The sequence below is a fragment of the Citrobacter sp. RHBSTW-00671 genome, from assembly GCF_014103415.1.
In the GTDB taxonomy this organism is placed as follows: Bacteria; Pseudomonadota; Gammaproteobacteria; order Enterobacterales; family Enterobacteriaceae; genus Citrobacter.
This window is the reverse complement of sequence record NZ_JABXPR010000001.1, coordinates 3,877,922-3,890,254: the sequence shown is the minus strand read 5'-3', so window position 1 is coordinate 3,890,254 and position 12,333 is coordinate 3,877,922. Positions and strand designations below refer to the sequence as shown.

Annotated in this window: 11 protein-coding genes, 5 tRNA genes and 1 other RNA gene; 12 read left to right on the top strand and 5 right to left on the bottom strand. The window is 52.6% G+C overall.

Annotated features, from left to right (window positions below):
- Positions 1-83: 83 nt before the first annotated feature.
- From tolB to pnuC, 11 genes are all read left to right on the top strand, one after another.
- Positions 84-1,376, top strand: a complete 1,293-nt coding sequence (tolB, locus tag HV261_RS18630) for a Tol-Pal system beta propeller repeat protein TolB (RefSeq protein ID WP_003022981.1) — start codon at positions 84-86, stop codon at positions 1,374-1,376.
- Between the two features lie 34 nt (positions 1,377-1,410).
- Positions 1,411-1,929, top strand: a complete 519-nt coding sequence (gene pal / locus HV261_RS18625; RefSeq protein WP_003022983.1) for a peptidoglycan-associated lipoprotein Pal — start codon at positions 1,411-1,413, stop codon at positions 1,927-1,929.
- Between the two features lie 9 nt (positions 1,930-1,938).
- Positions 1,939-2,727 (top strand): cell division protein CpoB, encoded by a 789-nt coding sequence (cpoB, locus tag HV261_RS18620; protein WP_048212240.1) that lies wholly within the window; start codon positions 1,939-1,941, stop codon positions 2,725-2,727.
- A gap of 167 nt (positions 2,728-2,894) precedes the next feature.
- Positions 2,895-2,970 (top strand) — tRNA-Lys (locus HV261_RS18615).
- Between the two features lie 45 nt (positions 2,971-3,015).
- Positions 3,016-3,091, top strand: a tRNA-Val gene (locus HV261_RS18610).
- Between the two features lie 3 nt (positions 3,092-3,094).
- Positions 3,095-3,170 (top strand) — tRNA-Lys (locus HV261_RS18605).
- A gap of 47 nt (positions 3,171-3,217) precedes the next feature.
- Positions 3,218-3,293: transfer RNA gene (locus HV261_RS18600), tRNA-Lys, on the top strand.
- Positions 3,294-3,340: 47 nt separating this feature from the next.
- Positions 3,341-3,416, top strand: a tRNA-Lys gene (locus HV261_RS18595).
- A gap of 29 nt (positions 3,417-3,445) precedes the next feature.
- A non-coding RNA gene (locus HV261_RS18590) (RtT sRNA) lies at positions 3,446-3,571 on the top strand.
- 280 nt (positions 3,572-3,851) lie between these two features.
- Positions 3,852-4,895: a quinolinate synthase NadA gene (gene nadA, locus HV261_RS18585; RefSeq protein WP_202039106.1), complete on the top strand. Its 1,044-nt coding sequence runs from the start codon at positions 3,852-3,854 to the stop codon at positions 4,893-4,895.
- Positions 4,896-4,922: 27 nt separating this feature from the next.
- A complete protein-coding gene (pnuC, locus tag HV261_RS18580; RefSeq protein WP_137383136.1) occupies positions 4,923-5,642 on the top strand; it encodes a nicotinamide riboside transporter PnuC in 720 nt (239 codons plus the stop codon).
- Here the strand turns inward: pnuC and zitB are convergent.
- Positions 5,639-6,580 carry a CDF family zinc transporter ZitB gene (gene zitB / locus HV261_RS18575; protein ID WP_202039105.1) on the bottom strand — a complete coding sequence of 314 codons (942 nt, stop codon included), beginning with the start codon at positions 6,578-6,580 and terminating at the stop codon, positions 5,639-5,641. The two genes, pnuC and zitB, sit on opposite strands and share 4 nt — an antisense overlap.
- A 375-nt stretch (positions 6,581-6,955) precedes the next feature.
- On the opposite strand from zitB, the gene aroG reads away from it, so the two are divergent.
- Positions 6,956-8,008 (top strand): 3-deoxy-7-phosphoheptulonate synthase AroG, encoded by a 1,053-nt coding sequence (gene aroG / locus HV261_RS18570; protein ID WP_202039104.1) that lies wholly within the window; start codon positions 6,956-6,958, stop codon positions 8,006-8,008.
- A gap of 112 nt (positions 8,009-8,120) precedes the next feature.
- On the opposite strand, the gene gpmA is transcribed toward aroG, so the two are convergent.
- The 4 genes from gpmA to galT all read right to left on the bottom strand — a co-directional run bounded on the left by gpmA (position 8,121) and on the right by galT (position 12,326).
- Complete coding sequence (gene gpmA, locus HV261_RS18565; RefSeq protein WP_003022999.1) at positions 8,121-8,873, bottom strand: 2,3-diphosphoglycerate-dependent phosphoglycerate mutase; 753 nt, start codon at positions 8,871-8,873, stop codon at positions 8,121-8,123.
- Positions 8,874-9,093: 220 nt separating this feature from the next.
- Positions 9,094-10,134 carry a galactose-1-epimerase gene (galM, locus tag HV261_RS18560; protein ID WP_202039103.1) on the bottom strand — a complete coding sequence of 347 codons (1,041 nt, stop codon included), beginning with the start codon at positions 10,132-10,134 and terminating at the stop codon, positions 9,094-9,096.
- Complete coding sequence (galK, locus tag HV261_RS18555; protein WP_202039102.1) at positions 10,128-11,276, bottom strand: galactokinase; 1,149 nt, start codon at positions 11,274-11,276, stop codon at positions 10,128-10,130. The genes galM and galK overlap by 7 nt, the downstream gene beginning before the upstream one ends.
- Before the next feature lie 3 nt (positions 11,277-11,279).
- Complete coding sequence (galT, locus tag HV261_RS18550) at positions 11,280-12,326, bottom strand: galactose-1-phosphate uridylyltransferase (protein WP_202039101.1); 1,047 nt, start codon at positions 12,324-12,326, stop codon at positions 11,280-11,282.
- Between the last annotated feature and the right edge of the window lie 7 nt (positions 12,327-12,333).

Below are 12,333 nucleotides of genomic sequence, written 5' to 3'. Positions count from 1 at the left end.
GAGTTCTGGTAGTTTTGTGTATTTGAGTTTGTTAACATTCTGCTAAATTATCGTGGGCTTTCCGTCCAGATAAGGGAGATATGATGAAGCAGGCATTACGAGTAGCATTTGGTTTTTTGATGCTGTGGGCAGCGGTGCTGCACGCAGAAGTACGTATCGAGATCACCCAGGGGGTGGACTCGGCGCGCCCGATTGGTGTTGTCCCCTTCCAGTGGGCAGGACCGGGTGCTGCACCTGAAGATATCGGTGGTATCGTAGGTGCTGACCTGCGTAACAGCGGTAAATTTAACCCGTTAGACCGTTCTCGTCTGCCTCAGCAGCCCGGTACCGCGCAGGAAGTTCAACCTGCGGCATGGTCCGCGCTGGGTATTGATGCCGTCGTGGTAGGCCAGGTTACGCCAAACCCGGATGGTTCCTATAGCGTTGCCTATCAACTGGTTGATACCGGTGGCGCACCAGGTACCGTACTGGCACAGAACACCTATAAAGTGAACAAGCAGTGGCTGCGTTATGCGGGCCATACTGCAAGTGACGAAGTATTTGAAAAACTGACCGGTATTAAGGGCGCATTCCGTACCCGTATCGCGTATGTTGTTCAGACGAACGGTGGTCAGTTCCCTTACGAATTACGTGTGTCTGACTACGATGGTTACAACCAGTTTGTCGTTCACCGCTCTCCGCAGCCGTTGATGTCCCCGGCGTGGTCTCCGGACGGTTCTAAACTGGCCTACGTTACCTTCGAAAGCGGTCGTTCAGCGCTGGTTATTCAGACGTTGTCCAACGGCGCAGTGCGTCAGGTTGCTTCGTTCCCGCGTCACAACGGTGCACCTGCCTTTTCACCGGATGGCAGCAAACTGGCGTTTGCCCTGTCTAAAACCGGTAGCCTGAACCTGTACGTTATGGACATCGGTTCCGGTCAGATCCGTCAGGTCACTGATGGTCGTAGCAACAACACGGAACCTACCTGGTTCCCGGACAGCCAAAATCTGGCCTTTACGTCTGACCAGGCCGGTCGTCCGCAGGTGTATAAAGTTAACGTCAACGGCGGTGCTCCGCAGCGTATTACCTGGGAAGGTTCGCAAAACCAGGATGCTGATGTCAGCAGCGACGGTAAGTTTATGGTAATGGTAAGCTCGGCTAATGGTCAGCAGCACATTGCCAAACAAGATCTGGTAGCGGGTGGCGTACAAGTTCTGTCGTCAACGTTCCTGGACGAAACGCCAAGTCTGGCACCTAACGGCACTATGGTAATCTACAGCTCTTCTCAGGGGATGGGATCCGTGCTGAATTTGGTTTCTACAGATGGGCGTTTCAAAGCGCGTCTTCCGGCAACTGATGGACAGGTTAAATTCCCTGCCTGGTCGCCGTATCTGTGATAATAAATAATTGATTAATAAAGGAATCATTGAAATGCAACTGAACAAAGTGCTGAAAGGGCTGATGATTGCTCTGCCTGTTATGGCTATTGCGGCATGTTCTTCTAACAAGAACGCCAGCAATGACGGCAGCGAAGGCATGCTGGGTGCCGGCACTGGTATGGATGCAAACGGTAGCGGCAACATGTCCTCCGAAGAGCAAGCGCGTCTGCAGATGCAACAGCTGCAGCAGAACAATATCGTTTACTTCGATCTGGATAAGTACGATATCCGTTCTGACTTCGCTGCAATGCTGGATGCGCATGCTAACTTCCTGCGTAGCAACCCGTCTTACAAAGTCACCGTAGAAGGTCATGCGGACGAACGTGGTACTCCTGAGTACAACATCTCCCTGGGTGAACGTCGTGCTAACGCCGTTAAGATGTACCTGCAGGGTAAAGGCGTTTCTGCGGACCAGATCTCCATCGTTTCTTACGGTAAAGAAAAACCTGCAGTACTGGGTCATGACGAAGCGGCTTACGCCAAAAACCGTCGCGCCGTACTGGTTTACTAAGAGAATTGCATGAGCAGTAACTTCAGACATCATCTGTTGAGTCTGTCGTTACTGGTTGGCATAGCGGCCCCCTGGGCCGCTTTTGCTCAGGCGCCAATCAGTAGTGTCGGCTCTGGCTCGGTCGAAGACCGCGTCACTCAACTCGAGCGTATTTCTAACGCTCACAGTCAGCTTTTAACCCAACTCCAGCAACAACTCTCCGATAATCAGTCCGATATTGATGCCCTGCGTGGTCAAATTCAGGAAAGTCAGTATCAACTGAATCAGGTTGTTGAACGCCAAAAACAGATATTGCTGCAGATGAATAATCTTGGCAGCGGTAGCGCGCCTGCGGCGCAATCTGCGGCAGGCGATCAGAGTGGGGCGGCAACCCCGGCACCCGATGCGGGTGCTGCCGCGTCGTCAGGCGCTCCGGCGCAAACTGGCGATGCGAATACTGATTACAATGCGGCAATCGCTCTGGTGCAGGATAAATCCCGCCAGGATGATGCGATCGTTGCATTTCAGAACTTCATCAAAAAGTACCCGGATTCTACTTACCTGCCAAATGCGAATTACTGGCTCGGTCAGTTGAATTACAACAAGGGTAAAAAAGATGATGCAGCGTTCTATTTTGCATCCGTAGTTAAAAATTTCCCAAAATCACCAAAGGCTGCAGACGCGATGTATAAAGTCGGCGTCATCATGCAGGACAAAGGTGACACAGCAAAAGCGAAAGCCGTTTATCAGCAGGTTATCACTAAATACCCTGGTACTGATGGCGCGAAACAAGCGCAAAAACGTCTTGGCGCGATGTAATGCACACCATGCGACCAGAAATCGTGTTATTTCTGGTCGCGTCGTGTGATTCCTAAGCAGTTGAGTCATTTACATCGAAATTTTTGTTGCGCTAAAATCTGAAATCAGTAATATATGCCGCCGTTGCCAAGGGATATCAAACAGCCCGAAAGCAGCGAGAAAAGTGGGGGGCGTTAGCTCAGTTGGTAGAGCAGTTGACTTTTAATCAATTGGTCGCAGGTTCGAATCCTGCACGCCCCACCAACCGTTTCGGCGGAAACGTAAGTAAGCAGTATCCAGCGTAGTATCGGGTGATTAGCTCAGCTGGGAGAGCACCTCCCTTACAAGGAGGGGGTCGGCGGTTCGATCCCGTCATCACCCACCACTCGGGGCGTTAGCTCAGTTGGTAGAGCAGTTGACTTTTAATCAATTGGTCGCAGGTTCGAATCCTGCACGCCCCACCATTATTTTGGTGGCTCCGAGTAAAAAATCTTTCAGGCAACACCCGTATGGGGCGTTAGCTCAGTTGGTAGAGCAGTTGACTTTTAATCAATTGGTCGCAGGTTCGAATCCTGCACGCCCCACCAATATTGCGGTGGGTTCCTGAAAAGAGTAAAGCAGTAAACCCCATATGGGGGCGTTAGCTCAGTTGGTAGAGCAGTTGACTTTTAATCAATTGGTCGCAGGTTCGAATCCTGCACGCCCCACCAGTGTAAAAAGGCGCCCTAAAGGCGCCTTTTTGCTATCTGCGATTTATAAGATTCGAACCTGCAGCAGGTTCGGGTCTCACGTAGTGAGACAACGGAGCCGTTTACGGCGACGGCCCGGAGGGCGAGCAAAGCGAGTCATCCTGCACGCCCCACCAGTGTAAAAGAGGGCGCTGGCGGCGCCTTTTGCTATCTGCGATTTATAAGATTCGAACCTGCCTGCCTGATGCGCTTCGCTTATCAGGCCTACTGACGACACGACTTATGTAGGCCGGATAAGACGCCAGTCGCCATCCGGCATTCATCACTCGCAATTCTTGTGACTTTTCTACACCAATCCGCTATCTTGTTTAGCATACAAAACAATTCTAACCGAATATGGCGTACGTCACGCTTTTAATCGGTTATTTCGTTAAGCCAGTAAAACGAGAAAGCAAGATGAGCGTGATGTTTGATCCAGAAGCAGCAATTTATCCGTTTCCGCCGAAGCCAGCGCCGCTGAGTGCGGATGAAAAACAATTTTATCGTGAGAAAATCAAGCGCCTGCTGAAAGAACGTGATGCCGTCATGGTCGCGCACTATTACACCGATCCTGAAATTCAGCAGTTGGCTGAAGAAACCGGCGGCTGTATCTCTGATTCGCTGGAGATGGCGCGCTTCGGATCAAAACATCCGGCCTCTACGTTGCTGGTAGCAGGCGTGAGGTTTATGGGCGAAACCGCCAAAATTCTCAGCCCGGAAAAGACTATCCTGATGCCAACCTTACAGGCGGAATGTTCATTAGATCTGGGCTGTCCGATTGACGCGTTCAGCGCATTTTGCGACACGCATCCGGACCGTACCGTGGTGGTTTACGCCAATACTTCAGCCGCCGTTAAAGCACGTGCGGACTGGGTCGTCACCTCCAGTATCGCGGTAGAACTTATTGAGCATCTTGATAGTTTAGGTGAAAAAATCATCTGGGCCCCGGACAAGCACCTGGGCAACTACGTGCAAAAACAGACCGGTGCAGACGTTCTTTGTTGGCAGGGGGCTTGTATCGTTCACGATGAGTTTAAAACCCAGGCATTAACCCGCATGAAAGGACTGTATCCTGACGCTGCCGTACTTGTACACCCTGAATCTCCTCAGTCTATCGTTGATATGGCCGATGCGGTGGGCTCAACCAGCCAGTTAATCAGCGCCGCTAAATCGTTACCGCACAAGCAACTGATTGTGGCGACCGATCGGGGTATTTTTTACAAAATGCAGCAAGCTGTTCCGGATAAAGAGCTGCTTGAAGCCCCGACGGCGGGTGAAGGTGCAACGTGTCGTAGCTGTGCGCACTGTCCGTGGATGGCAATGAACGGCCTTAAAGCGATTGCTGAGGGACTTGATCAAGGGGGTGTGGCTCATGAGATACATGTTGATGCCGCGCTGCGAGAAGGCGCATTGCTGCCGTTAAACCGCATGCTGGAATTTGCGGCTACACTACGAGCTTAATTACGGCGTTTCGCTCTGGGGGAAAAGATGGATTTTTTTAGCACGCAGAACATTCTGGTACATATTCCAATCGGTGCGGGCGGGTACGATCTGTCGTGGATTGAAGCGGTGGGGACTATCGCCGGGTTACTGTGTATTGGCCTCGCCAGTATGGAGAAAATCAGTAATTACTTCTTTGGTCTGATAAACGTCACGCTGTTTGCGATTATCTTCTTTCAGATCCAACTCTACGCCAGCCTGTTGCTGCAGGTGTTCTTTTTTGCCGCCAATATCTATGGCTGGTACGCCTGGTCGCGGCAAACCAGCCAGCATGAGGCTGAACTTAAAATTCGCTGGCTGCCGTTACCGAAAGCGTTGGGCTGGCTGGCGGCTTGTGTGGTGGCAATTGGACTGATGACGGTATACATCGATCCGGTGTTTGCGTTCCTCACCCGCATTGCGGTGACTATCATGCAAGGACTGGGATTACAGGTTGCATTACCTGAATTGCAACCGGATGCGTTCCCGTTTTGGGATTCCTGCATGATGGTGCTATCGATTGTGGCGATGATCCTGATGACGCGCAAATACGTCGAGAACTGGCTATTGTGGGTGATCATTAACATTATCAGCGTCGTGATCTTTGCCCTGCAAGGGGTGTATGCCATGTCGCTGGAATACATGATTCTGACGGTTATCGCTCTGAATGGCAGCAGGATGTGGATTAACAGCGCGCGCGAACGGGGTTCACGCGCGTTTTCCCATTAGTGATGGTGATGTGAATGGCCGGACAGTCCCTCATACAGGTGACAGTCCGGCCCATTGCACGGCTGATATTCCATCTGAATCGTCGCGTGTTCAATCTGATAGTGATGAATAAGAAAGTGCTGAATGCGTTCCAGCAACGCATCGTGATCGTGCGGCGGGACGACCTGAACATGCAGCGTCATGACCGGTTTTTCACCCACCATCCAGACGTGAACATGGTGTACATTGCGAACTTCGGGGATATCCCGGCTGAGATGTCGCTGTAGAGCGGCGATATCCAGCGCATGGGGCGCGCCCTCGAGTAATTCATTCACACTGTCTTTCAGTAAGCGCCAGGCGCTACGCAACACCAGAACAGAAACCAGAATAGAGAGAATAGGGTCCGCAGGGGTCCAGCCCGTCCAGATAATGATCAGTGCCGCAATGATCGCGCCGACCGAACCCAGTAAATCGCCCATCACGTGCAGCGCAGCGGCACGAACGTTGAGGTTTTTCTCTTCGCTGCCGCGATGTAAAACCCAGAAGGCGAGGACGTTAGCCAGTAAACCCGCCACGGCGATGACCATCATCATCCCGCCGGCGACTGGACGGGGCGTATGGAAGCGCTCAATCGCTTCCCAGACGATTAAAATCGTGATCACCACCAACGCAATAGCGTTAACAAATGCGGCCAGCGTCGTGAGCCTCAGCCAACCGAAAGTGTGTCGGATGGTTGGCGGTCGACGGGAAAATTGTACGGCCAGCAGAGCAAAAAGCAGCGCTGCGGCGTCAGTGAGCATATGTCCGGCATCAGCCAGCAGCGCCAGCGAGCCTGAAAGTATCCCTCCCACCACTTCGACCAGCATGAATCCCGCTGTAATGCAGAAGGCGAACAGCAGTCGACGGGCGTTATTATCCTTTGGCTGGTCGGGGGAAGTATGAGTATGTGAGTGCGCCATTGTGCCATCCCTTTGTTATTCTCACCTTTACTGTATGACATCATACCGTTTTTGGGGGGATAAAATTAAAAAGGAGAGCTTCTATTCTCCCGTTATCAGCCACGTAAATATTGGCGGTTGCCCTACAGCGCAGTGGGCGAAGATCCAGAATATGCATTGATAGTCAGCACAGAATTTTGAAAATAATAATAAAATCCGCAATTACAGCCTGTATTTGCGGTTTAGATCTCATTATTCGCTATATTCTTGCGTTTTTTTGCTTAATCCCGGGATAACACGGTTCGTACTGTAAAACCCCGTTTACACTTTATGACTGAAGATATAGATTGGGGGGATTGCATTCATTTATATAAGTATGGCTACGCTGGAATAATCATGAATTATCAGAACGACGATTTACGCATTAAAGAGATCAACGAGTTATTACCCCCGGTTGCACTGCTGGAAAAATTCCCCGCTACTGAAAATGCCGCAAATACGGTTGCGCATGCCCGTAAGGCGATTCATAAAATTCTGAAAGGGAATGACGATCGCCTGTTAGTCGTTATTGGACCGTGCTCAATTCATGATCCGGCTGCCGCCAAAGAGTATGCCGCTCGCCTGCTGGCGCTACGCGAAGAGTTAAAAGGCGAGCTTGAAATTGTCATGCGCGTTTACTTTGAAAAACCGCGTACCACGGTTGGCTGGAAAGGGCTTATCAACGATCCGCATATGGACAACAGTTTCCAGATCAACGACGGCCTGCGCATTGCACGTAAACTGCTGCTGGATATTAATGACAGCGGATTGCCGGCAGCGGGTGAATTCCTCGATATGATCACCCCGCAATATCTTGCGGATCTGATGAGCTGGGGGGCGATTGGCGCGCGGACCACTGAGTCTCAGGTGCACCGTGAGCTGGCGTCTGGTCTTTCCTGTCCGGTTGGCTTTAAAAACGGTACCGATGGCACCATCAAAGTTGCCATTGATGCCATTAACGCCGCAGGCGCGCCGCACTGTTTCCTGTCGGTGACTAAATGGGGTCACTCCGCCATTGTGAATACCAGCGGTAATGGCGACTGCCATATCATTCTGCGTGGCGGCAAAGAGCCGAACTACAGCGCCCAGCACGTCGCAGACGTAAAAGAAGGTCTGGTCAAAGCGGGTCTGTCTCCACAGGTGATGATCGACTTCAGCCATGCTAACTCCAGCAAGCAGTTCAAAAAGCAGATGGATGTAGCTACAGACGTTTGCGGGCAGGTAGCCGGTGGTGAGAAAGCGATTATTGGCGCGATGATCGAAAGTCATCTGGTGGAAGGTAATCAGAATCCGGATAGCGGTGAACCGCTGACCTACGGCAAGAGCATCACTGATGCCTGCATTGGTTGGGAAGATACCGATGCGGTACTGCGCCAGCTAGCGAATGCGGTTAAAGCGCGTCGCGGGTAAAAAACTTATCCGGGCTACGCTCGGTAGGCCGCCGGATAAGGCAACGCAGCCATCCGGCAATAAAAAAAGCGTGGAGCATTCCACGCTTTTTTCGTTTAACCCGGGATGAAAATTATTTCGCTTTACCCTGGTTGGCTACCGCTGCCGCTTTTGCTGCGATCTCGTCAGCATTACCCAGATAGTAATGTTTGATCGGCTTGAAGTTTTCGTCGAACTCATACACCAGCGGGACGCCGGTCGGGATGTTCAGTTCAAGAATTTCATCTTCGCCCATGTTATCCAGGTATTTCACCAGCGCACGCAGGGAGTTACCGTGAGCGGCGATAATCACACGCTCACCGCTTTTCATGCGCGGCAGAATGGTTTCATTCCAGTAAGGGATAACGCGATCGATAGTCAGCGCCAGGCTTTCGGTAACCGGCAGTTCTTTGTCCGTCAGTTTGGCATAACGTGGATCGTGACCCGGATAACGCTCGTCATCTTTAGTCAGTTCCGGCGGGGTGACCGCAAAGCCGCGACGCCATTGCTTAACCTGCTCGTCACCGTATTTCTCAGCCGTTTCGGCTTTGTTCAGCCCCTGCAGCGCGCCGTAATGACGTTCGTTCAGTTTCCAGGATTTCTCAACCGGCAGCCAGGCCTGATCCAGTTCGTCCAGGACATTCCACAGGGTGTGGATGGCACGTTTCAGCACAGAGGTATAAGCAAAATCGAAGCTGTAGCCTTCCTCTTTCAGCAGTTTACCTGCCGCTTTTGCTTCGCCCACGCCTTTTTCAGACAGGTCAACATCATACCAACCGGTAAAACGGTTTTCGTTGTTCCACTGACTTTCACCGTGACGTACCAGAACCAGCTTAGTTACAGCCATACACTCACTCCTATAAATCATATTGAATGATAATAATTATCATTATATTGCCGTAATGCACCAGCGGCAATGCTTACGCATAACCATAGCGAAAATAGCGGCGCAGTGTAAGGTTCTTGTGAACTCAAGGTTGCGATTTTGTCTTTGAGTGGTGTGGTTTTGCGCGGATTCCGCATGGGAATAAATGACGAGCCGGGTATCGGCTCGTCACGGCTAACTGTCAGGCAGGAATAAACCGGTATTCGGTCAGGCTGGAATACTCTTCACCCGGTCGCAGGAAGCAGTCTGGCTGCGGCCATTCCGGATGATTTGGGCTGTCAGGCAGAAATTCACTTTCCAGCGCCAGTCCTTGCCAGTCGGCATAGACTTCAGGCCCACGGGATGGCGTACCGCCGAGGAAGTTACCGGAATAGAACTGCAAAGCCGGGGCCGATGTATAGACCTCCATTTGCAGTTTTTCATCCTGGGACCAGACCATAGCGACCGGTTTGCGGGCATCGCCTTGCGCCTGCAACAAGAAAGCGTGATCGTAACCTTTCACCTTGCGCTGATCGTCATCGGCCAGAAATTCGCTGGCGATGATTTTCGGGGAACGGAAGTCAAAAGTGCTTCCGGCGACGGATTTCAGCCCGTCATGCGGGATGCCCATTTCGTCTACGGGTAAATACTCGTCCGCCAGAATTTGCAGCTTGTGCTGGCGCACATCCGTTTTATCGCCGTCGAGATTAAAGTAGACGTGATTTGTCAAATTTACCGGGCAGGGCTTATCCACCGTCGCACGGTAGGTAATCGAAATACGGTTATCATCGGTCAGGCGATATTGCGCGGTGGCGCAGAGGTGACCCGGAAAACCCTGGTCGCCATCGTCAGAGGTTAAGGCAAACAGCACCTGACGGTCATTCTGATTGACTATCTGCCAGCGGCGTTTGTCGAAGCCGTCCGGCCCACCGTGCAGTTGGTTGTCACCCTGACTGGGTATTAATTCGACGGTCTCACCGGCAAAGGTATAACGGCTGTCGGCGATACGGTTAGCGTAGCGGCCGATGGATGCGCCTAAAAATGCGGCCTGGTGTGGGTACTGCTCCGGGCTGGCGCAGCCGAGTAATGCTTCGCGCACGCTACCATCGCTAAGCGGGATACGGGCAGACAGCAGCGTCGCGCCCCAGTCCATCAGCGTGACTACCATCCCCGCGTCATTACGCAGGGTGAGCAGGCGAAACGGCTGGCTGTCGGGCGCCATTACGGGAATTTCGTTTAGCACTGTCCGGCTCCTTGTGACGGTTTGCAGACGTAAAAGGTTTCCTTGATACCGGTTTTCGCTTCGTACTGTTCAGCGACAGCCTGCTGTACGGCAGGAACCAAATCTTGTGGGATCAGCGCCACGATGCAGCCGCCGAAGCCGCCGCCGGTCATACGTACACCGCCTTTATCGCCAATGGTCGCTTTAACAATCTCGACCAGCGTATCAATTTGCGGCACGGTGATTTCGAAGTCATCGCGCATTGAAACGTGAGATTCCGCCATCAGTTGGCCCATACGTAGCAGGTCGCCTTTTTCCAGCGCCTGCGCGGCTTCAACGGTACGCGCATTTTCCGTGATCACGTGACGAACGCGTTTGGCGACAATCGGATCCAGCTCGTGGGCGACTGCGTTAAAGGCCTCAAGGCTGACATCACGCAGCGCGGGTTGTTGGAAGAAGCGCGCACCGGTTTCGCACTGTTCGCGACGGGTGTTGTACTCACTACCAACCAGCGTACGTTTAAAATTGCTGTTGATGATCACCACCGCCACACCTTCCGGCATGGAAACCGCTTTGGTGCCCAGCGTACGGCAGTCGATCAGTAGCGCATGATCTTTCTTGCCCAGCGCCGAGATGAGCTGGTCCATAATGCCGCAGTTGCAGCCGACAAACTGGTTTTCCGCTTCCTGGCCATTCAGGGCAATCTGCGCGCCGTCGAGCGGCAGATGATAGAGTTGCTGGAACACGGTACCAACGGCGACTTCCAGCGAGGCGGAAGAGCTTAATCCCGCACCCTGTGGGACGTTACCGCTAATCACCAGATCCACGCCGCCAAAGGCGTTATTGCGCTTTTGCAGATGCTTCACGACGCCGCGCACGTAGTTTGACCACTGTTGGGTTTCGTGGGCGATAATCGGCGCATCAAGAGAGAACTCATCTATTTGATTGTCGTAATCCGCCGCAATCACACGAACGGTGCGATCATCGCGGGCCGCGCAGCTGATAACCGTTTGATAGTCGATGGCGCACGGCAGGACGAAGCCGTCATTATAATCAGTGTGTTCGCCGATCAGGTTTACACGGCCGGGTGCCTGAATGGTATGGGTGGCAGGGTAGCCAAACGTTTCAGCAAACAGAGATTGTGTTTTTTCTTTCAGACTCATTATTTAAACTCCGGATTCGCGAAAATGGGTGTCGCTGACCGCACGCAGACGGTCTGCCGCTTGTTCTGCTGTCAGATCGCGTTGGGTTTCCGCCAGCATTTCGTAACCAACCATAAACTTACGTACGGTCGCGGAACGTAGCAGCGGTGGATAAAAGTGTGCGTGCAACTGCCAGTGATCATTCTCTTCGCCGTTAAACGGTGCGCCGTGCCAGCCCATAGAGTAGGGGAAAGAGCACTGGAACAGGTTGTCATAACGACTGGTCAGTTTTTTCAACGCCAGCGCCAGGTCAGTTCGCTGTTCGTCGGTCAAATCGGTAATTCGCAGCACATGTGCTTTTGGCAGCAGCAGCGTTTCGAACGGCCATGCCGCCCAATAGGGCACGACTGCCAGCCAGTGCTCGGTTTCTACAACCGTACGGCTGCCGTCTGCCTGTTCGCGCTGGACGTAATCAACGAGCATCGGCGTGCCCTGTTCAGCGAAGTACGCTTTCTGCAGGCGATCTTCACGTTCGGCTTCGTTGGGCAAAAAGCTGTTGGCCCAAATTTGACCGTGTGGGTGTGGATTCGAGCACCCCATCGCCGCGCCTTTATTTTCAAATACCTGCACCCAGGGATAGGTTTTCTCTAAATCTGCGGTTTGTTCCTGCCACGTTTTCACGATTTCGGTCAGCGCGGGTACGCTGAGTTCCGGCAGCGTTTTGCTGTGATCGGGCGAGAAGCAGATCACGCGGCTGGTACCGCGTGCGCTCTGGCAACGCATTAATGGGTCGTGGCTGTCGGGAGCATCCGGGGTATCAGACATCAGCGCGGCAAAATCGTTGGTAAAAACGTAGGTTCCCGTGTAATCGGGGTTTTTATCACCGGTAACGCGTGTATTGCCTGCACACAGGAAGCAGTCCGGATCATGCGCGGGCAGTACCTGTTTAGATGGCGTTTCCTGCGCCCCCTGCCAGGGGCGTTTTGCACGATGTGGCGAAACGAGGATCCACTGTCCGGTGAGCGGATTAAAGCGGCGGTGTGGATGATCGACAGGGTTGAATTGCGTCATAACGTGT